This is a genomic window from Sneathiella glossodoripedis JCM 23214, from assembly GCF_000616095.1.
GTDB lineage: Bacteria > Pseudomonadota > Alphaproteobacteria > Sneathiellales > Sneathiellaceae > Sneathiella > Sneathiella glossodoripedis.
Map to the genome: position 1 here is coordinate 700537 of NZ_BAMS01000002.1, position 20144 is coordinate 720680.

Sequence of the window (20144 nt, forward strand, 5' to 3'; positions counted from 1 at the left end):
CGACTGTCCCCCGAGTAATCTTCGACTTCGTAGCGGGAGACATAATGTGAATTCTGAGGAAGAAGAATTTAAGGCAGCTCGTCGGAAGGTGAGAAAACTCAGGCATTTCTATAGCCACCTGAGCACATATGCCGTTGTCATAACATTTCTGCACATCATTAATCTCCTGACATCATCCTATTACTGGGCCATATGGCCTGCGCTTGGTTGGGGGTTTGGCCTCGCGATGCATGCCATAGGAACCTTCCAGTGGGCGCCGTTTTTGGGTCCCGAATGGGAAGAGCGACAAGTACAGAAATTGCTCGATCAAAAAAGACGGCAAAAAGAAAATGAAGGACCTGCAACCGATTAAGGCTTGGGAACTTCTCTTGGATTACCGTTCTCGTCAATGGCGACGAAAATGTACGTCCCCTCGGTCACTGTTATTTCTGTAGGGTCCAGCTTCCGTTGCACGATCGTTGTGAGTTTCACATGCATTGAAGTACGACCAACTTTTTCAATATAGCCATATATACTAACGATATCACCAACCTTGATCGGCTGCAGAAAAGTCATGGCTTCAACTGCAACAGTCACCACCCTGCCCTTTGCACGCCGCGCTGCCATAATGCCGCCGGCAATATCCATTTGCGAGAGCACCCAGCCCCCGAATATATCTCCGTTATTATTCACATCCCGTGGCTGAGGAGCAGTTCGAATGATAGGATCGCGTTTGTCTGTACTCATAAATGCAAATGTCCTAAAAAAATTAGTCTGTCTGGAAATTATACACTTTAATTGCTATCACATAACAGTATTCTAGGTCATCAACGTTTCAGTATCTTGATTAAGTGAAATTCAAAAATGTCTGATCTCTTTCAGCAGCCAAAATCCGAATCCAATGACTACTCAGCCAAGGACATTGAAGTTCTTGAAGGGCTGGAGCCAGTTCGTAAACGCCCCGGAATGTATATCGGTGGCACGGATGAGCGCGCACGCCACCATCTGGCCGCTGAAGTGCTCGACAATTCAATGGACGAGGCTGTTGCCGGATTTGCCAGTCGGATTGATGTTGAGCTTTTTGCCGATGGGTCAATTGCCATTCGCGACAACGGTCGGGGCATCCCAATTGATCCACACCCAAAATTTAAAGATAAATCTGCGCTGGAAGTCATTTTGACCACCCTGCATTCAGGCGGCAAATTTTCCAACAAAGTATATCACACAGCAGGGGGATTGCATGGTGTGGGTGTTTCAGTTGTAAATGCGCTTTCGTCAAGAACTGTCGTTGAAGTTGCCCGAGACAAGGAACTATGGCGGCAGGAATATTCACGCGGCATGCCAACAACTCCCCTTGAAAAGGTGGGCGCCGCCCCAAATCGGCGCGGAACCATGATTCATTTCCGCCCAGATGATGAAATATTTGAAGAAGGCACAGCGCTTCGTCCCGCCAAGCTCTATAAAATGGTGCGATCGAAAGCGTATTTGTTCCGCGGCGTTGAAATCCGCTGGAAAGCAGCACCTGAACTGATCAAAGATGACACCCCGGCAGAGGATAACCTGCATTTTCCCGGTGGACTGTCTGACTTTTTGGCAGCCACTTTGGAAAATCGGCAAACCGTTACAGCTGAACCTTTTGCCGGACGTGTTGAAATCGAAGGCGATAAAGGCCGTGTGGAATGGGCCATTGCCTGGCCGGCTGATAATCTGACTTTTCTGAATTCATATTGTAACACGGTTCCAACTCCCGAAGGTGGTACTCATGAAGCAGGTTTCCGATCTGTATTGCTAAGAGGCTTAAAAACCTACGGTGATATGATCAACAACAAAAAAGCCGCTCAAATTACAGCAGAAGATATTATGAGCGGTGCTTCCGCAGTCTTGTCAGTTTTTATTCCAGAACCTCAGTTTCAGGGGCAGACGAAAGAAAAATTGGCTACCCCGGAAGCAGGACGATTGGTAGATGCAGCTCTCAAAGATCATTTTGACAACTGGCTGGCCTCTGCACCAGATCAGGCAAATAACCTGCTGAACTGGATCATATCCAAATCCGAAGAACGACTGCGCCGTCGGGCTGAAAAGGATACGAGCCGCAAAACTGCGACAAGCCGTCTGCGCCTGCCCGGTAAACTGGCTGATTGCTCCAATAGTGGAACCGAAAATACTGAACTTTTCATCGTTGAGGGTGACAGTGCGGGCGGTTCAGCCAAACAGGGGCGCGATCGAAAAACACAGGCGATCCTTCCGTTGCGCGGTAAAATTCTGAACGTTGCTTCTGCTGGGTCCAGCAAAATCAAGGCTAATCAGGAACTCAGCGATCTAATTCAGGCACTTGGCTGCGGAACACGAGATAAATACAACCGAGAGGATCTGCGTTACGATAAAGTCATTATCATGACCGATGCGGACGTTGACGGGGCTCATATTGCGACCCTGCTGATGACATTTTTCTATCAGGAAATGCCTCAACTTATTCGTGATGGTCACTTGTACCTGGCGCAACCTCCGCTCTACAGAATCACGCAAGGCAGCAAAACGGCATATGCGATGGACGACAAGCATCGCGAACAGCTACTGGCCGAAGAGTTCACAGGACGCGGTAAAATCGACATTAGCCGATTTAAAGGACTTGGTGAAATGCCGCCTGCGCAGTTGAAAGAAACAACCATGAACCCTGAAAAACGCGTACTGCTCAGAGTTCAAATTCCAATGGAAGAGTTTGGCGAAACGGCAGATCGCGTAGAAAGCCTGATGGGCAAAAAGCCAGAGCTGCGGTTTTCATTCATTCAGGAAAATGCACGCTTCGCCGATAATCTGGATATTTAGAAACGACAGCTGTCTACCAGCTTAACCATTCACGCATGATTTTATTTGTCTCCATGGGGCGCTCCATGGTTGGCAGATGTCCACAATTATCAATAATGTGAAATTCCGAATCCGGAATTTTCTCTGCCATTTTCTGCTGGACAGGCGCTGGAATCAGAGCATCTTCGTTACCGCTCAGGACAAGCGTCGGACAGGATATACTGGATAGCTCAGCATTGCGGTCTTTGCGGTTAAGAATAGCTGTTTCCTGACGGATAAACCCGTCCCGACCGATATCCTGAGCCATTTTATAGATCCGCGAAGTAAGATCGGTATCCTGAAACCTGTCTGGATGTATCAGCATCGGCAGCAGGCTTTCCGTCACACCTTTAAATGTGCTCCCGCGTTCAACAAGCCTGATAAAATCCAGTCGCCGTTTTTTATCCTTTGGACTGTCTGCATCCGCACGGGTATCCATCAAAGCAAGCCGCTGGACCCTCTCAGGTGCGCGAAGGACAATTTCAAGCGCGATGTACCCGCCCATCGACAATCCGGCCAGTGAAAATTCATCCGGTGCCTGCTCAAGAATAGAGGTTGCAATTTCTTCAACTGTTTCGTGCTGATCATGACGGGCAACCGTGATTTCAGCCATGTCGCCAAGGGCCTGAATCTGATCACGCCACAAATCTTTCGTGCATAACAGTCCAGGAACCAGAATCAGCGGCGTTTTATTTGTCATTGTTACTCTCTTTTTGCATCACGTGAACTAACAACTATCACGCTTGGACCAAAATATTCTAGGGGCGACTCTAGAATATTTTCTGACTACACAAATTAGCAACATTTTGACGATATATTGCTCAAAACACTAGGAAAACCCTGAAAAAGGCAGGAAATGTTTGACAGAGCAACATATTTCACTAAATTGCCCAATGTTTTTACGTAGAATTAGATTATTGGTGGTAGTTTTTAACGCATGACATTTGCTGATCTCGGCCTTAGCCGGAAGTCCTCAAAGCAGTGGACGATTCTGGATACACCACACCGACCCCAATTCAGGAAAAAGCTATACCAACGGTACTGATGGGGCGCGATGTTTTGGGCATTGCCCAGACCGGAACCGGTAAAACGGCCAGTTTCACATTACCCATGATTGATATTCTTGCCTCCGGTCAGACAAAAGCCCGGATGCCTCGCTCGCTCATTCTTGAACCAACTCGTGAGCTTGCAGCGCAGGTTGCCGAAAATTTTGAAAAATATGGCAAATACAACAAACTCTCGATGGCTTTGCTTATCGGTGGTGTATCGTTCGCAGACCAGGAAGCCAAGCTCGATAAAGGGGTAGATGTTCTGATTGCCACGCCTGGGCGTCTTTTGGATCATTTCGAACGGGGTAAAGTTCTGCTAAACGGTGTAAAAACTCTGGTTATTGATGAAGCCGATCGCATGATGGATATGGGGTTCATTCCCGATGTTGAGCGCATCGTCTCTCTCATGCCACCCTTGCGTCAGACCCTGTTTTTCTCGGCAACCATGTCAAAAGAAATGCGCAAATTGGCGGACGCATTCCTGATGAACCCCAAAGAAGTGAAAGTCGAAGCGGTCTCACGCGCCGCGGAAACTGTCACACAAGGGTTGGTCAAAATCAAAAAACGTGAGAAGCGCCCTGCCCTGCGTCATATGCTCAAAGACGAGGCTGTCAAAAACTCGTTCATTTTCTGCAATCGAAAAAAAGACGTAGATATTCTGCTAGGCTCGCTGAACAAGCACGGTTTTAACGCCGGCGCCTTGCATGGCGATATGTCACAATCCCACCGAATGGAAACACTGGCCAAATTCAAGTCTGGTGAAATATCTCATCTGGTCTGTTCTGACGTCGCTGCACGTGGAATTGATATTTCAAATGTCAGCCATGTTTTCAATTTCGATGTTCCGATACATGCTGAGGACTATGTTCACAGAATTGGGCGTACGGGCCGCGCAGGTCAGGAAGGTCATGCCTATACATTGACCTGTAAAGGTGATGAAAAACATCTTGCTGCTATCTATAAAACCATCGGCCGGGAAATTCCTGAAATCCAACTGGATAATGCCTATGAAATTGCCGAAGAAGGCAAGGAAATCGAGAATCGCAGCAAATCCGCAGGAAAAAACAAATCTGAAGGCCGTGGCCGAAATAACTCTCGCAGCAGACATTCTGAAAGCTCGGTGGAAATGGAAAAACCAGCACGCAGTACGGCTTCAAAATCGCGTAATCAGTCAAAATCACGCAAGTCACGCTTTGCCAAGGATGAAGATGATACGCCGGTTATGGGACTTGGAGATCATGTTCCTGCATTTTTCCACATTGCTTTCCCAAAAACGCCGAATAATCTGAATTCATGAGCATTTGTCGAGACAGCATTCGTGCTGTCTTTTTCGTTTTTGCCTCCCTGTCCTGAACGTGCTAACACAGTGTAAAAGGCAGATTAAAGGATACTGGAATGCAAACAATTTTTATCATGGTCAAATGTGATCTGGGCAAAGCCTATGTCGTTGCCAATAAGGCAATTGAAATGGTGGAAAATGTTTCTGAAGTTTATTCCATCTCTGGAAAATATGATCTCATGATGAAATGTTATTTATCCGAAGATATGGATATTGGTCATTTTGTGAATGAGCAGATCCAGACACTGCCTCATATCAAGGACACATTTACAATGATAACGTTCAAGGCTTTTGCCTAGATTGCATTGTGCTCCCTACTCTTATTCACATCAATGATCGGAGTTTCAACTAACGCCAGATCATAACTTCAGGCATAAAAGTTACCAGCATCAATACAGCCAGAATGATTGCAGCAAATGGCAAGACAGATCGGCAGATCAATGCAAATGGTTCTTTGAAAGCTGTCATGGCGACCATCAGATTTATACCGATGGGTGGCGTTAAAAACCCGATTTCCAGATTGATGACCATCAAAATTCCCAAATGAACCGGATCAATACCAAATCCCGATGCAATGGGTAACAAAATCGGCGCGAGCACGAGAATTCCGGCATTGATGTCCAGAAAACAGCCTACGACCAGAAGCAGAACGTTAATGGCGACGAGAAATGCAAGTGGACTGTCCACATGTTGAGTTACCCAAGCCGTTAAATTCTGGGGGACTTCCTCTGCTGTGAGCAGAATATTCACACTCATAGCCATGGCGAGAAGCGGGTAAAGAGCACCCAACAGCTTTGCCGTAGATAATGAAATCTCATAAAAGTCAGATAATTTCATATCCCGATGGATGAAGATTTCAACAACAAGTGCATAAGCGAGTGCCACTGCAGCGGCTTCTGTTGGGGTAAAATATCCGGAATATATTCCCCCTAGCAAAATAATCGGCATCAATAGCGACCAGATACCATCCTTCAGGGCCGAGAGCAGTTCTTCCAACCGAACGGAAACTTTGGGCATATTTCGGTTTCGATAAAGCGCATAACCACTCATGATTACAGCCAGCACTATACCGGGAATTACACCTGCCTTGAACAGGTCCGTGATTGAAGTTTCAGTGACGATGCCAAATAAAATCAAAGGGATAGACGGCGGAATTACAACACCAAGCGTTCCGCCCGCGGTTAAGGCACCCAGGCTGAACCGTCTATCATAGCCCGCATCTTTCAATGCCGGATACAGAACCGCCCCCACGGATAGGAGCGTCACTGCAGAAGACCCTGAAATAGCTGCAAAAACGGTGCAGGAAATGATGGTGGCTACCGCAAGCTCCGGGAAGTGGTGCAGTCACAATTCGAACAACTGATATGAGCCGCTGGGCAATCTGTCCCTTGGACATGACATTGCCGCACAAAATAAAGAGCGGCACCGACAAAAGGACTTCCTTATCAAGTCCGATCCACATGTCCTCGATAATATATTCAAGAACACCATCCCCATAAAAATAATGGACATAAGCCGCCACTGCGAACAAGAGAATAACCAGATTCTGCCGCAGCAGTAAAAGCAGCAGGATCAGTAAAATCAAAACAGCTTCAAGCATACAACGCCTTTCCAACCCTGTTCATGAACTGCTCTTTAAACTCGGGGGAGATGGCGAAAGCAAAATACCGAATACCCACCGCCAAAAAGGCATAAGGCAAAATCATCTGAATTGGCCAAAGCGGCCAGTCCAATACAGCGGCTATTTCCTCATTTTCATAACTTGCCTGAACAAAACCAACAGCCAAATAGAATAGAATCAGATAAATCCCGCTGGACACAAAATCAGCCAGACGATCCACAAAAGCGTTCATTGACCGCGGAATGATACTATCCAGTATCTGGGGACGGATATTTTCGCCCTCTGCTGCGGCCAAAGACATTCCCAGAAACCCGGCAACAATCGCGGCATAAACGGCAAATCTTTGCGCCCCCCAAATGCCTGTATCAAACAGCTCTCTTCCCACAACATCACCCAACAGACTGATTGCCGTTGCACCGTAAGCAACCATGGTCAATGTCGCTTCCATCCGGTGATGGAGAAGACTTAATTGCAGCAATTTCATAAAGGGAAACACCCACTTAGAGGAGTTAAAACCCTAAACACCACAAGCCTGCTTGGCTTTTTCGATCTGTGCCTGAATATCCGCAGCATCACCGCCGATTTCCTCAATCAATTTTTGGCGTGACTGGGCGGAGCGATTGCGCCATTCCGATACCTCCGTGTCGGACAATTTTATGATTGTCCCTCCCTCGCTCGCGAATTTGTTCAACAAAGCGGCTTCAGCTCCCCTGACCTGCTGCCTCAGCTTTTCGGGCTTAACAACAGCATTTTCAAATGCGTCTCGCCCCTGTTCATCCAATCGATCCCATACCTTTGTACTCATCAGGACAAGACCGACCTGATGAGAGTGGTTGGACTGGACCCAATTACGGGCAATCTTTGACAGGCCCAGCGATGTAAAAGCCAGTCCCGGCAGATCAGCACCTTCGACAAGGCCCGTCTGCAGTGCTGCTGCAACTTCTGTAATGGGTAAAACGACGGAATTGGCACCGAAGCCATCTGCTGTGATTGAGGAGGCTTTGGTTGGTGCTACCCTCAATTTCTTGCCAGAGAGGTCCGCAAGGCCGGATACCTGAGAGGTAAAGGCGTATCCCATATTCCCAACTTCGCTCCACCCCAGAATTTTCAACCCCTTCTCTTCAAAACGGGTCTGAAAAACGGGGATGAGATGATTATCCAGTGCGCAGTCAGCCTGCTTTATACTATCCCAAAGATAGGGTGCGGCAAGCAATGCAATTTCCGGCACCATCAAGCTGGCTGCCGTATTGGAAAACGAGCCCATTTGAATGCGTCCTTTTGCAACCTGACGGATCACATCCTGCTCATTTCCCAACTGGCTTCCTGGAAACACCCTTACATTGATACCACCATTTGTAGAGTGAGAAACCTTTTCGGCAATTTCGTGGGCATAAGCGGCCCAAGGTGTTTTCTCTGGCGCTGCAAGGGCGAATTTTAACTTCGTACTGGCATTTACTTCCTGATTTGAAAATAAAATCACACATCCCAACAGTGCATAAGACAGTATGCTTAGTTTCATAATTGCGCCCCTTGTAATGCTGTTGAACCATTTTTTGGAAAGGAAGTTGGCTCCAACAGGGTTATTTTATTCAATCTATAGTTTTATTCGCTCATATACGCTCGCTACTATTTTTCACCTTTTTATGATTTGATGATTCAATTGATTTCTGTCGGTGAGTTAAGTTTCAATTGACATTCTTAAATTTCCATATCCATAATAATAGTTATCATTCGTATATTTTTCAAGTTTTTTATTATATTTGAATTCGCATTTACTCCCTTACAAATTGCGACTAGAGTTACCAGGCTTTTCAAGTTGTATTTTAAATTTAATGGAACGCGATATGTCATCTACTCATGAAGGCCAAATTTCTTCCCCTGCTTCTGATGGGATAAAACCAGCCCACCAAAGCCGCAGCAAGCAACGTCGGGACGAATTGATTAATGCCGGCATGGAGCTTATGTGTCATAAAAATTTTGCGGATATTTCAATCATAGAGCTAACGGCCAGTTGCGGTTATTCAGTCGGAACTTTCTATAGCCGCTTTCATGATAAGGACAGTTTCTTCAAAGCCGTTCAAAGTGAAGCAATCTCGCGTTGTCATGCTGAGCTACGCAAAAGCTACTCTGGCGAGTTTTGGAAGACCATGTCAAACGAAGACTTCTTTCGCAAAATGGTAGATGTTTTGATTGATGGCCTTTCCGGACCTTTTCGCGGTGTCGTTAAGGCTTCAATCATTATGTCAGCGTCAAGCCGTGAAGCCTGGGAGCCAATCCGGCAATCCGGCCTTGTCATCCGTAACTTAATTATTGACCTGGTTAAGGATCGGTTTTTAAAGGATGATCCAAACAAAAGTATTCGATCAATCGAATTTGCCTTGCAGATGTTCTTTGGAACCATTGTTCAGGCAATCCTCAATAATCCCGGCCCTGTTCATCTTGAGGACGAGGAGATGCGCGAAAATCTTACACGTATGCTTGTCAGATATACAGAACTTGAGGAACGGTAAAGCCGCTCCTCTTTCAAAAACACATGTGAATTTATATAACCATAGTTATTATTAGGAAATCAGGATGACCTATACCCATTTTACAGTTGAAACAGCTACACCTAGCATTGGCGCTTATATAGCTGGCATTGATTTGAACTCGGAACTGCCAAAACAGGCGTATGATGAGCTCAAACACGCGCTTGCGACTTACAAGGTGATTTTTTTCAGGGATCAGGACTTGAGCAATAAAAAGTTTCATGAATTGGGGGCCAACATGGGTAATCTGGAAATCCATGAGTTTTTCCCGCAACTTGAGGAATTTCCGGAAATTCATGTTATTCAAACCAAAGGCGGAAATACAGGCACAGACCGCTGGCATACAGATGTGACCTTCAGAAAGGAACCATCCTACGCCAGTATCCTTCGTGCAATCGATATTCCCACTGACGGCGGCGGCGATACCATGTGGTTAAGTACTCACGCCGCATTTGAAGATTTATCCACCCCCTTGAAAGAACTGCTCCTGCAGGTACAGGGTGTACACGACATGAGATACGGAATGACAGGATATCTCGACACCGAAACCGTGGAAAAGAACGTAGCAAAAAATCCCCCTATGTTGCATCCAGCAGTAATTTCCCACCCTATTACCGGCAAACCCCATCTTTTTATCAACTCAATCTGGACCCCTGCCATAAATGGTTTGAAGCGCGAAGAAAGTGAGGCGTTGATTAAATTTCTGCATGAGCATGTCAAAAAGCCAGAGTTTCAGGTGCGGTTCAAATGGCAAAAAAACTCCATCGCGATTTGGGACAACATCGCAACCCAACATTACGCGGTTGGTGATTACAATTATCCAAGAGTGATGAACAGAATGATCGTCAACGGAACAAAGATTGAAGCGTACAAAGCATAAAATAACGCGGAGCAGTATGCCAAATCAAATATTACAAAACATTACATTTTAACTGTGTTATGCTCAACATTAAGTGAATCGGAGCTGTCAAAAACCTCAAAACAGAGCTTAAAAAGTCGATTGTAATCTGGCTTTTGACGAATTCAATCAGCTCATACGTATTTTTTCGGTGAGATTTTAGAAAAATAATCTCTTCAGAGGAATTCCCTCATCCCTATTATAAATAGTAATACTTATTTCCCCTCTGATTGATCTCAATTAGAAGTTTGTGACTGTCATCCACAAATTTTTCAGCCCCTTTTAGACTTGAGAAAAGCAGTATTTTTTAGGATTTAACTAATAAAGTACTTATAAGAAGTACAAAAACACACTATAAAACATACGCTTATTGGCGTCCCGCTTTACAGTGCTTGTGAAAAATTTCCGCTATTGGCTTTTTTGCGAAACCCAAACGATAAAATTTTAGATAAAAATTAATCATATTTTTCCAGAAGAACTGACCTGCACTACTTAAGTTCTAGTCCGAGACCCATTAATATTACTTAAATGTAATTTTTTGTTACATTAGTATATTTAAATTAACTTATTGGTAAGAAGTATAGGCACATATTCGCGCATCGGGATTTGCAGCCAATCATAAGGTAGCACCCAACCCAATTTTGCTTATTAAATGAGGTAAGCCGTGACCACAGCCGACTGCTTTGAAAAAGCGTCTCTAAATGCCCAGAAGACTATGGCATTGCTGGAGGACCGCCAAATTAAACCAATCCCCCAGAATTTTACCATATGGTTTGAATATTTGAGTGGGGACAACCCTGCGATAAACGAGCTGGTAAATCGGCTCATTTCTGAACAGGGCAAGTTTACGGAAACAGTTGCGAAACAGATTTACAACGAGTTTTTCTCTCATGAAAAAGAAAGTCGGGAAATCCGCGAAACCAACAGGCTAATCCAGCAATCAATGGAAGCAGCCTTGCAGGAAATCAGAAGTTCAACCAGCGGGCTTGAAAATTACGGAGAAAGACTGGAAATTTTCGCAGATACAGCAGATGAGCTGAGTGTCAGTGATTTGCAGGAAACTGTTAAAATTGTGGTTGCAGAAACCCGCGCCATGTCAGAACAGTCAAAAAACCTGAATAAAAGCCTGCAAAAAGCGTCAGACGAGATTGAAGACTTAAAAGCAAGGCTGGAGCAGGTTGAAAATGAGAGCTTGACCGATCCGCTCACAGGAATTGCCAATCGCAAGAAGTTCGACAGGGAGCTTCTTCGGGCAACTTCCAAAGCCAAGTTTAGCAACGAGAGCCTGTGCCTTGTGATGTCGGATATAGATCACTTCAAGAAATTCAACGACGAACATGGCCATGTTTTCGGCGATCAAGTGCTTAAGCTGGTGGCCACAACACTGGATAGTGGATTGAGCGATGCAGGTATTGCTGCACGATATGGCGGTGAAGAATTTGGAATTATCCTTCCCAACACATCGCTTGCCAAAGCCAGACAGTTCGCTGAAAAACTCAGACAAAATGTATCTGCCAAAAAGCTGGTGAAACGCAATTCTGGTGATGACGTTGGCAAAATAACCATGTCTTTTGGAGTTGCAAAATATGTCACCGGTGAAGACATGGACAAATTTGTAGCACGGGCAGATACAGCCCTATATTGCGCCAAGCACAAGGGCAGAAATCAGGTTTCTGTTGATCAGGAAGCTATGGCCCTCACCGCCTAACCCACCAAAACTATATCTTGTACATTTTTAAGCGGCATTGATTTCAGTGATGCCGCTTAATCTGTATTTATGATACAAAAATTCCTGTTTTTTGAAAATAACTGTGTTATTTTAATCCAAAATAACTGCAAAACTCGGGAGCGAAATAATGACACTTGAAACGATCCTATTTGAAATCAACGATGGCGTTGCAACTGTCACGTTAAACCGTCCCGACAAGATGAACTCATTCAGTGAGAAAATGCATGAAGAGTTGCGTTTAATTAGAGACGATATCGAAAGCGACAAGGTACGCGCCGTTCTGATCACTGGTGCTGGCAAAGCATTTGGTGCAGGTGCGGATTTAACGGAAACATCCCCAGCAGATGGACCATTTGACGCTGGCGAAACACTGGAGAGAAATTACAATCCTTTGATCCTGTTTCTTAGAGATCTGGAAAAACCGGTTGTTTCTGCCGTAAATGGGGTCGCCGCTGGGGCTAGTATGAGCCTTGCGCTGGCTGCAGACATCTGTATAGCAGCCCGTTCTGCCTATTTTCTACAAGCCTTTTGCCATATTGGACTTATTCCGGATGCTGGAAGCACGTATTTTCTGCCAAGACTTGTTGGTTCCGGAAAAGCGATGGGCCTCGCTATGCTTGGAGATAAAATTCCCGCGGAAGAGGCTGAAAAAATGGGGTTGATCTGGAAAGTGGTTGATGATGATCATTTACTCACAGCAGCTACAGAACTCGCTCAGAAGTTGGCAAAAGGTCCGACAAAAGGTCTTGGCAAAATTAAGAAAGCAATGAATGCCAGCCTCGTCAATGATTTGCGCACTCAACTAACTGTGGAAAGAGACCTGCAGCGCGAAGCCGCCAGAACAGAAGATTTCATTGAGGGCGTTCAAGCATTTGCCCAAAAACGAAATCCACAATTCAAAGGCAAGTAAATTGACAGAAGTCTCATCCACCCCGTCACCAGATGAGCTGGCGATGCAAGTTGCCCGCAAAATGTATGAAGAAGATAAAGCTTCGCAGCATTTGGGAATGGCGCTTAAAGAAATAGCACCTGGTAAAGCGGTCATGACCATGCGTGTAACCGAGCAGATGCTTAATGGTCATAAAACCTGTCACGGAGGGTATATCTTCACCCTGGCAGATTCCGCATTTGCCTTCGCCTGTAATTCCTACAATCAAAACACCGTGGCTCAGGCAGCGCAAATAAACTTCCTCCGCCCGGTTCCCGTGGGTACCTTGCTAAGGCTCAAGCCAAGGAAATTAATAGAACAGGGCGAACCGGCTTATATGATGTTGACGTTTTTAACGAAAAAGACGAACTTGTGGCTTCCTTTCGTGGGAATTCACACACAATAAAGGGGCAGATTTTGACGCCTCCTGACCAAGAATAAAGAAGAAAAGATATGAACAACGCTTATATTTGTGACGCAATCAGAACCCCCATTGGCCGTTATGCCGGTTCATTATCTGCAGTGCGCACTGATGATCTTGGAGCCATTCCAATCAGCGCCCTGATGAAGCGCAACCCTCATGTCGATTGGACCAAGGTTGACGATGTCATTTATGGTAATGCCAATCAGGCAGGTGAAGACAATCGAAATGTTGCCCGCATGAGCGCCTTGCTGGCAGGTCTTCCGGACACCGCCCCCGGATCAACGGTAAACCGCCTTTGTGGTTCTGGACTGGACGCAACAGCAACTGCAGCCCGCCAGATCATGACCGGTGAAGCCAACCTGACCCTGTCTGGTGGCGTCGAGAGCATGAGCCGGGCCCCATTTGTGATGAGCAAAGCAACAAGTGCTTTTTCAAGAGATGCAAATATTTTTGATACAACCATTGGCTGGCGGTTTGTCAATAAACTGATGAAAGAACAGTATGGTACGGACAGCATGCCCGAAACCGCTGAAAATGTGGCTGACGATTATGGCGTAAAACGCGAAGATCAGGATCTGTTTGCGCTGAGAAGTCAGGAAAAAGCATCAGCTGCTCAAGCAAACGGAAATTTGGCCGAAGAAATTACAGCGGTCACCATTCCCCAGCGAAAAGGCGATCCCATTGTTGTAGACAAGGATGAGCACCCCCGCGCTACATCACTTGAAAAACTGAGCGCGCTTCGCCCGATTGTACGGCCAGATGGAACTGTAACGGCCGGCAACGCTTCAGGCGTCAACGATGGTGCCTGTGCCCTTCTTCTGGCATCCGATCAAGCCATTAAGGATTATCAACTGACGCCTCGGGCTCGTGTGGTAGCGGCTGCTGTCGCTGGTGTACCGCCACGGATTATGGGTATCGGACCAGTTCCGGCATCGCGAAAAGTTCTGCAAATCGCCGGTTTGAGCATCGAAGATATGGACATCATTGAGCTCAACGAAGCCTTCGCAGCGCAAGGACTTGCTGTCACACGGGAACTGGGTATTGCCGATGATGATCCCCGCGTTAATCCACAGGGCGGTGCCATTGCACTGGGTCATCCACTTGGCATGTCCGGAGCGAGACTGGCGACAACGGCAACCTATCAGTTACAACGCACAGGCGGTAAATACGCGCTATGCACCATGTGTATTGGTGTTGGGCAAGGTATCGCCATGATTATTGAGCGTGTCTGATTAAGTACACGCATAAAACAGGGAGGGAAAATGTCACGCTTAACACCCCCTAAGAAGGAAGAGCTTGACCCAATAGAAATCGCGAGCCGAGATGAAATCTCGGCTCTACAACTGGAACGACTACAGTGGTCTGTGGGCCATGCCTACAACAATGTTCCGCTATTCAGGTCACGCTTTGACGAAGCTGGCGTTCATCCCTCCGACCTTAATAGTTTGCAAGACCTGGCCAAAATGCCGTTTTGCAACAAACAGGATCTTCGCGACAATTACCCATTTGGAATGTTTGCGGTTCCCCGCAAAGACATCGTGCGTCTGCATGCGTCTTCGGGGACCACGGGCCGGGCAACTGTTGTCGCTTATACTCAAAAAGATATTGATAATTGGGCGGACCTTGTAGCGCGCAGTATTCGCGCTTCCGGTGGCCGAGCAGAGCATATGGTACATGTCACATATGGCTATGGTCTGTTTACCGGTGGATTGGGCGCTCATTATGGTGCTGAAAGACTGGGATGCACCGTTGTTCCGTTTGGCGGCGGGCAAACTGAACGCCAGGTACAACTGATCAATGACTTCAAACCAGACATCATCATGGTGACCCCCTCTTATATGATGGCCTTGGCAGAAGAATTTGACCGACAAGGATTGATCCCCGAAAATCTTCACTTAAAGCAGGTATATTTGGTGCTGAACCATGGAGCGAGGCCATGCGCACCAAAATTGAAGACCGATTTGATATGGATGCGTTGGATATCTATGGCCTTTCAGAAGTGATGGGACCGGGTGTTGCCAATGAATGTATTGAAACAAAAGATGGTCTAACCCTGTGGGAAGACCATTTTTACCCTGAGATCATAAATCCGGAGACAGGTGAAGTTTTACCGGATGGCGAAAAGGGTGAACTTGTCTTTACAACCCTTACCAAGGAAGCCTTCCCCGTTATCAGATATCGCACGGGTGATTTGACCCGCCTTCTGCCCGGGACGGCAAGATCGATGCGCCGCATTGAAAAAATCACAGGTCGCGTGGATGACATGTTGATCATTCGGGGCGTGAACCTGTTTCCAAGCCATGTCGAAGATTTGGCCGTTGCCACCGATGGACTGACCGCGCATTACGTGCTTGAAGTAACCCGCGAGGAATTATGGACGAATTGACGGTCAAGGTGGAACGAGACCCTCAGTCAGCGACCAGTGAGGCGACAAGCAAAGAATTGCAGCATAAAATCAAGTCCATCCTTGGCGTTACTGCGAAAGTCGTGATTTGCGAACCGGGTAAACTGGAACGGTCTGGTGGTAAAGCCAAGCGCGTCATTGACCACCGAAAACTTTAACAGTACAGGTGTTGAAATGGGCAATGAATTCAATGGGTTTTCAAAAGAACTTGTTACCTTTTATGAAGAGCTGGCCCAAAATAATAATCGCGACTGGTTTCAAAAAAACAAGCAGCGTTACAGGGATGTAGCGTTGCACCCCATGTGCGATTTTATTTCTGATTTCGCCGATCATCTGGAGGAAATTGCACCCCGCTATATCGCTGATCCTCGCCCCAATGGGGGGTCTGTTTTTCGTATTCATCGTGACGTCCGCTTTGCGAAAGACAAAAAGCCCTATAAAGAACATTTGGCCTGCCAATTCAGGCATCAGGCGGGCAAGGATGCACATGCACCCGGTTTCTACCTGCATATAGATCTTGAGGGTATTCGGTATGGCGGCGGTGTCTGGTTGCCTTCGCCTCCAAAGCTGGCATTAATCCGGCAGTCAATTGACGAAAATCCGGGAAAATGGCGAGCGATCAGAAATGATCCGGACATTTTAAGTGAATTTGGAGGTGTTCAAGGGGATGGGCTGAAAACTGCCCCTAAAGGATATGCAAAAGACCATCCTGATATTGAAGACCTGCGCCGAAAGACCTTCTTTTTAATGAAGAGAGCGCCAATTTCTGCCATTCACAGCAGATCTCTCATTGACGAAGTGGCAGACACTTATCGCAAAGCCATCCCATTTATGAAGTTTCTGACCAACGCCGTTGAACTGCCTTATTAGGCAAAACAGATGCAATTCAGGTCGAACTTACGAGTTATTAACATTTACGCACTAGACTCATGACTAGAGTTAAAGAGTTCCAGCAGGAGCAGTGCCATGATGAATGTTATTGAATTTCAGCCAGATTCCACGGTAGATCTATACAGCACTGCGCATTTCATGATTATGCAGCAGGGTGAAAACGCGGTGGATCTATTGGATACCGAAGCTCGCTCACTCCGCGAAAGAGGAGCCACTGAAGAACTCAGCGCGTGTCTGCATCTCCTTCGGGTCGTAAAAGAACTCATTGAAATGGAATATAAGGGGCCCATTCACTAACAGGCCCTCTGCCTCCATAAAATATGAGATCAGTTTTTCAGGACCACCCGGCCCAGAACATTCCCTTTTGCAAGATCTTTAAGCGCGGTATCCGCTTCGTTCATGGGTCGCTCATCAAGTTTGAGGGACTGCAATTTTCCGCTTTTCGCTAAATCGAGCAACTCGTTCATCTCATCAAGGCTGCCAACAAAAGAGCCTTCCACAGCGATTGCTTTCATGGGAAAGAGCGGTACCGGCATGGAAAAACCACCACCAAATAACCCTACGATGACCAGCTTACCGCCTTTTGCAAGAACACTGGTTCCGAATTTGGCACTGCTTTCTGCCCCTACGAAATCAATCGCTGCATTTACACCGCCACCTGTCAGCGCCATTAACTCTTTGAACTGGGCACGATCGGACGGATCGAAAGCCGCCTCTGCTCCTGCGTCCAGACCCAACTGACGTTTATCCGGATCGATATCGGCGACATATACAGTTGCATCGGTTACAGACTTTACCATGGACATGGCAGCAAGCCCAACGCCCCCACAACCGATAATCAGTAAAGACCCTCCGTCGGCGCGCCGTTTTGCTTTTTTAAGTGCACCATAGGCTGTAAGCCCCGAACAGGTATAGGTACAGGCAAGTTCATGTGGAAGGTTTCCATAATCAAGCAGGTATTTTTCATCGGGCACCCGAACGTGATCGCTATACCCGCCATCGACATCAACACCAAGCGCCTGCGGTCGGTTGCACAAATGACCATTTCCGCTTTCACAAGTGGAACAGGCGTCACATCCGATCCATGGATAAGCTACCCGTTTATCGCCAACTTTAACGCCGGATACATCACCGCCGACAGCAACAACCTCCCCTACGATTTCATGACCTAGTGTAAAGGGCAGCTTGCGGCCACCGGTAATATCCAGCTTATGACCGCCGCCCATGTCGAAATATCCTTCCCACAGATGAACATCACTGTGACAGACCCCACAGGCTGATATTTTAAGCAAAACCTGTTTGCCAGACACAGTGGGTGCCGACATTTCGTTACAGACCAATGCGGCACCATATTCTTCAAATTGATAGCTTTTCATCCCATTTTCCCTTTATTCCCAAAACGCCAAGCGTTCCGTTTGTTGTTGTTATCGGGTGTTTTTCCTCCCCAAGAGATTATGCCAGCTTATCCAATGCTGCGGGAATATTAAAGGCTAACTTTTTGAAAAACTTACAAGGTGGAGAAGTTTAAATCTGACTTAATTCAATTGAACCTTGCTGAACAGTTTCAAGTTCTGAATAATGAACATCTGCTCTATGCGTTTCACAGCATCGGTAAAATTCTAAAATGGCCGAAAACCTTACCATTACGCATCTAAAAACATTTTTGATGGTGGCCCAGCTGGGCAGCTTTCGCCAGACTGCCGAGCAAATGCAAACCACGCAACCAGCCATATCTTCGCGAATTGCCAAGTTGGAAGATATCCTGCAGACAAAGCTTCTGGACAGATCAACAGGACATATCAGCCTGACAAAGACTGGACAGGCCCTGCGCCCCCATGCGGAATCGATGGTTAAAATGGCTGATCGCCTGGGTGAATATATCCGGGATAATAATGCAGTAACAGGGCGGATCTCCCTCGGCGTTACAGAATTTGCAGTACACACATGGCTTCCCGCATTTCTGGAAAATGTCAAAATTGTCTTTCCTGAGTTGACCCTGGACCTGCAAGTGGACACCAGCCATGTACTTAAAAAACGCCTTCTAAGGGGTGATCTGGACATTGTTTTTATCCTCGGTCCTGTCGGGGATGAGAGGATACAGGCTTTAAAATCGCCACTCATGATTATGGCTGGTATGCCTCTCCTAATGCAGGGCTCTTAAAGTATAATTTTTACTCAATACCCGAACTTGCCGACCAATATTCCCTCATAATGGACACAGCAAACTCTTTGGTACACAGAGAGGTGCGCGCTTATCTGCAAGCAGCGGATATTTACGAGCCCAATATCGTGTCCTGTTTTTCCAGTGCATCAGCAATTCAAATAGCAACGCTTGGCAACGGCATTGCCGCCCTTCCAAAACGGCTAGCCAGACCTGCAGTCGACGCAGGCCTCATTATTCCGCTGATGACAGACTGGAGCCCGTCAGCCATGCATTTTTCCGGATGCGTTTTAGCCACTTCATGTGAAGAGCAGCATGTCCGACTGATCCATTTCGTTAAATCCCTGCTGTAACAGGTATCGCCACCTTTTCAAACCTATCCCGATCATGCGGAGCATCCAAATCCTGCAAGGGTCCCACAGGAACGATACGGGTCGGGTTTATGCTATCGTGACTGCCGTAATAATGTCGCTTGATATGCTGCATATTCACAGTCTCTCTAACCCCGTCCATCTGATGCAACTCACGCAGATAATTATACAGATTTGGATAATCTACGATGCGCTTCAAATTGCATTTAAAATGCCCATAATACACGGGATCAAACCTGATGAGAGTTGTGAAGAGCCGCCAATCTGCTTCAGTCAGAACTGAACCTACGAGATATCGATTTTCGGAAAGGCGGTTTTCCAGCCATTCCAGCGTTTCAAACAGTGGGAAAACAGCTTCCTCATATGCTTCCTGGGATTGCGCAAAACCAGATTTATAAACCCCATTATTCAAGCTGACGTAAACACGTTCATTAATCTGATCAATCTCTTGTCGCAACTCTACTGGATAATAATCACCCTGTGCTGCGCCCAGTTGATCAAAAGCACTATTGAACATTCGGATTATTTCAGCAGATTCATTAGAAACGATGGTCTCGCGCTGCTTATCCCATAAAATCGGCACAGTTGCGCGTCCAGTGTAATCCGGGTCGGCCAACTGATATATCTGATGAAGGTAATCAGCCCCATTGATCGGGTCTTGAACAGAGTCTTCATCACCTTTGAATGTCCAGCCCATATCACCCATCAACCAATGGGTGGACGAAATGGAGATAATATCCTCCAATCCTTTGAGTTTGCGAAAAATGGCAGTCCGGTGGGCCCAGGGGCACGCATGGGAGATATAGAGATGATACCGTCCACTTTCCGCCTTAAAACCGTCAGTACCGGTTGGGCCAGCCGAACCGTCCGGTGTAATCCAATTGCGAAAATGCGAAGCTTTACGGACAAACTTCCCATCACTGGTTTTTTGCAGCAACTCATCCGTTTGCCATTGACCATTTACCAGTTGTCCCATAG

General features: G+C 46.6%; 20 protein-coding genes and 2 pseudogenes. 15 read left to right on the forward strand and 7 right to left on the reverse strand.

From position 1 onward, the window contains the following. Window positions 1-46: 46 nt before the first annotated feature. Window positions 47-352, forward strand: coding sequence for a 2TM domain-containing protein (locus JCM23214_RS11705; RefSeq protein WP_025899104.1), 306 nt, complete (start codon window positions 47-49; stop codon window positions 350-352). On the opposite strand, the gene JCM23214_RS11710 is transcribed toward JCM23214_RS11705, so the two are convergent. Next, a complete protein-coding gene (locus JCM23214_RS11710; protein WP_025899105.1) occupies window positions 349-726 on the reverse strand; it encodes an acyl-CoA thioesterase in 378 nt (125 codons plus the stop codon). The two genes, JCM23214_RS11705 and JCM23214_RS11710, sit on opposite strands and share 4 nt — an antisense overlap. A 117-nt stretch (window positions 727-843) precedes the next feature. Here JCM23214_RS11710 and parE point away from each other — a divergent pair, with 117 nt between their 5' ends. After that, window positions 844-2805, forward strand: coding sequence for a DNA topoisomerase IV subunit B (gene parE, locus JCM23214_RS11715; protein WP_025899106.1), 1962 nt, complete (start codon window positions 844-846; stop codon window positions 2803-2805). A gap of 13 nt (window positions 2806-2818) precedes the next feature. Here the strand turns inward: parE and JCM23214_RS11720 are convergent, their stop codons facing one another. Continuing rightward, the gene (locus JCM23214_RS11720; RefSeq protein ID WP_025899107.1) at window positions 2819-3523 is read right to left on the reverse strand and encodes an alpha/beta fold hydrolase; all 705 of its coding nucleotides are present in this window, start codon (window positions 3521-3523) and stop codon (window positions 2819-2821) included. A gap of 281 nt (window positions 3524-3804) precedes the next feature. Between JCM23214_RS11720 and JCM23214_RS20465 the strand changes: the two genes are divergently transcribed. Then, on the forward strand, window positions 3805-5169 hold the full coding sequence (locus JCM23214_RS20465; RefSeq protein ID WP_199899538.1) for a DEAD/DEAH box helicase: 1365 nt from the start codon (window positions 3805-3807) through the stop codon (window positions 5167-5169). Window positions 5170-5267: 98 nt separating this feature from the next. Then, a complete protein-coding gene (locus JCM23214_RS11730) occupies window positions 5268-5510 on the forward strand; it encodes an Lrp/AsnC ligand binding domain-containing protein (RefSeq protein WP_025899108.1) in 243 nt (80 codons plus the stop codon). Between the two features lie 49 nt (window positions 5511-5559). Here the strand turns inward: JCM23214_RS11730 and JCM23214_RS20470 are convergent. From JCM23214_RS20470 to JCM23214_RS11745, 3 genes and pseudogenes are all read right to left on the reverse strand, one after another. Next, window positions 5560-6811: pseudogene (locus JCM23214_RS20470) on the reverse strand (TRAP transporter large permease). Then, entirely contained in the window at window positions 6804-7316 is a 513-nt protein-coding gene (locus tag JCM23214_RS11740) for a TRAP transporter small permease (RefSeq protein WP_025899109.1), read from the reverse strand. Before JCM23214_RS11740 ends, JCM23214_RS20470 begins: the two are co-directional and overlap by 8 nt. A 33-nt stretch (window positions 7317-7349) precedes the next feature. Continuing rightward, on the reverse strand, window positions 7350-8351 hold the full coding sequence (locus JCM23214_RS11745; RefSeq protein WP_025899110.1) for a TRAP transporter substrate-binding protein: 1002 nt from the start codon (window positions 8349-8351) through the stop codon (window positions 7350-7352). 325 nt (window positions 8352-8676) lie between these two features. Between JCM23214_RS11745 and JCM23214_RS11750 the strand changes: the two genes are divergently transcribed. The 9 genes and pseudogenes from JCM23214_RS11750 (at window position 8677) to JCM23214_RS11790 (ending at window position 16931) form a co-directional block, all read left to right on the forward strand. After that, window positions 8677-9342, forward strand: a complete 666-nt coding sequence (locus JCM23214_RS11750; protein WP_159104351.1) for a TetR/AcrR family transcriptional regulator — start codon at window positions 8677-8679, stop codon at window positions 9340-9342. A 64-nt stretch (window positions 9343-9406) separates the two neighbouring features. Further along, window positions 9407-10240 (forward strand): TauD/TfdA dioxygenase family protein, encoded by an 834-nt coding sequence (locus JCM23214_RS11755; protein ID WP_025899112.1) that lies wholly within the window; start codon window positions 9407-9409, stop codon window positions 10238-10240. Window positions 10241-10922: 682 nt separating this feature from the next. Then, a complete protein-coding gene (locus JCM23214_RS11760; protein ID WP_025899113.1) occupies window positions 10923-11966 on the forward strand; it encodes a GGDEF domain-containing protein in 1044 nt (347 codons plus the stop codon). 148 nt (window positions 11967-12114) lie between these two features. After that, window positions 12115-12897, forward strand: a complete 783-nt coding sequence (gene paaG, locus JCM23214_RS11765) for a 2-(1,2-epoxy-1,2-dihydrophenyl)acetyl-CoA isomerase PaaG (RefSeq protein WP_025899114.1) — start codon at window positions 12115-12117, stop codon at window positions 12895-12897. Between the two features lies 1 nt (window position 12898). Further along, window positions 12899-13321: a hotdog fold thioesterase gene (locus tag JCM23214_RS20475; protein ID WP_199899541.1), complete on the forward strand. Its 423-nt coding sequence runs from the start codon at window positions 12899-12901 to the stop codon at window positions 13319-13321. A 47-nt stretch (window positions 13322-13368) separates the two neighbouring features. Beyond that, entirely contained in the window at window positions 13369-14571 is a 1203-nt protein-coding gene (pcaF, locus tag JCM23214_RS11775; protein WP_025899115.1) for a 3-oxoadipyl-CoA thiolase, read from the forward strand. Window positions 14572-14601: 30 nt separating this feature from the next. After that, window positions 14602-15901: pseudogene (paaK, locus tag JCM23214_RS26700) on the forward strand (phenylacetate--CoA ligase PaaK). Then, entirely contained in the window at window positions 15861-16613 is a 753-nt protein-coding gene (locus tag JCM23214_RS11785; protein ID WP_148301860.1) for a DUF2461 domain-containing protein, read from the forward strand. Before paaK ends, JCM23214_RS11785 begins: the two are co-directional and overlap by 41 nt. Before the next feature lie 96 nt (window positions 16614-16709). Beyond that, the gene (locus tag JCM23214_RS11790) at window positions 16710-16931 is read left to right on the forward strand and encodes a hypothetical protein (protein ID WP_025899117.1); all 222 of its coding nucleotides are present in this window, start codon (window positions 16710-16712) and stop codon (window positions 16929-16931) included. Window positions 16932-16960: 29 nt separating this feature from the next. Here the strand turns inward: JCM23214_RS11790 and JCM23214_RS11795 are convergent, their stop codons facing one another. After that, window positions 16961-18010: an alcohol dehydrogenase gene (locus JCM23214_RS11795; protein WP_025899118.1), complete on the reverse strand. Its 1050-nt coding sequence runs from the start codon at window positions 18008-18010 to the stop codon at window positions 16961-16963. A gap of 248 nt (window positions 18011-18258) precedes the next feature. Between JCM23214_RS11795 and JCM23214_RS26010 the strand changes: the two genes are divergently transcribed. Together JCM23214_RS26010 and JCM23214_RS26015 are read left to right on the forward strand one after the other, a co-directional pair. Then, window positions 18259-18795 (forward strand): LysR family transcriptional regulator, encoded by a 537-nt coding sequence (locus JCM23214_RS26010; protein WP_025899119.1) that lies wholly within the window; start codon window positions 18259-18261, stop codon window positions 18793-18795. Next, window positions 18744-19148: a LysR substrate-binding domain-containing protein gene (locus tag JCM23214_RS26015; RefSeq protein WP_084264764.1), complete on the forward strand. Its 405-nt coding sequence runs from the start codon at window positions 18744-18746 to the stop codon at window positions 19146-19148. Before JCM23214_RS26010 ends, JCM23214_RS26015 begins: the two co-directional genes overlap by 52 nt. Here JCM23214_RS26015 and JCM23214_RS11810 read toward each other — a convergent pair. Beyond that, complete coding sequence (locus JCM23214_RS11810; protein ID WP_025899121.1) at window positions 19132-20142, reverse strand: glutathione S-transferase family protein; 1011 nt, start codon at window positions 20140-20142, stop codon at window positions 19132-19134. The two genes, JCM23214_RS26015 and JCM23214_RS11810, sit on opposite strands and share 17 nt — an antisense overlap. Window positions 20143-20144 lie beyond the last annotated feature (2 nt).

Bases quoted from the DNA above. Each gene is read 5' to 3' on its own strand.
- JCM23214_RS26010 (WP_025899119.1), top strand. From the start codon at position 18,259: ATGGCCGAAAACCTTACCATTACGCATCTAAAAACATTTTTGATGGTG.
- pcaF (WP_025899115.1), top strand. From the start codon at position 13,369: ATGAACAACGCTTATATTTGTGACGCAATCAGAACCCCCATTGGCCGT.
- JCM23214_RS11740 (WP_025899109.1), bottom strand. From the start codon at position 7,316: ATGAAATTGCTGCAATTAAGTCTTCTCCATCACCGGATGGAAGCGACA.
- JCM23214_RS11810 (WP_025899121.1), bottom strand. From the start codon at position 20,142: ATGGGACAACTGGTAAATGGTCAATGGCAAACGGATGAGTTGCTGCAA.
- paaG (WP_025899114.1), top strand. From the start codon at position 12,115: ATGACACTTGAAACGATCCTATTTGAAATCAACGATGGCGTTGCAACT.
- parE (WP_025899106.1), top strand. From the start codon at position 844: ATGTCTGATCTCTTTCAGCAGCCAAAATCCGAATCCAATGACTACTCA.
- JCM23214_RS11730 (WP_025899108.1), top strand. From the start codon at position 5,268: ATGCAAACAATTTTTATCATGGTCAAATGTGATCTGGGCAAAGCCTAT.
- JCM23214_RS11790 (WP_025899117.1), top strand. From the start codon at position 16,710: ATGATGAATGTTATTGAATTTCAGCCAGATTCCACGGTAGATCTATAC.
- JCM23214_RS11710 (WP_025899105.1), bottom strand. From the start codon at position 726: ATGAGTACAGACAAACGCGATCCTATCATTCGAACTGCTCCTCAGCCA.
- JCM23214_RS11795 (WP_025899118.1), bottom strand. From the start codon at position 18,010: ATGAAAAGCTATCAATTTGAAGAATATGGTGCCGCATTGGTCTGTAAC.
- JCM23214_RS11755 (WP_025899112.1), top strand. From the start codon at position 9,407: ATGACCTATACCCATTTTACAGTTGAAACAGCTACACCTAGCATTGGC.
- JCM23214_RS11720 (WP_025899107.1), bottom strand. From the start codon at position 3,523: ATGACAAATAAAACGCCGCTGATTCTGGTTCCTGGACTGTTATGCACG.
- JCM23214_RS11745 (WP_025899110.1), bottom strand. From the start codon at position 8,351: ATGAAACTAAGCATACTGTCTTATGCACTGTTGGGATGTGTGATTTTA.
- JCM23214_RS11750 (WP_159104351.1), top strand. From the start codon at position 8,677: ATGTCATCTACTCATGAAGGCCAAATTTCTTCCCCTGCTTCTGATGGG.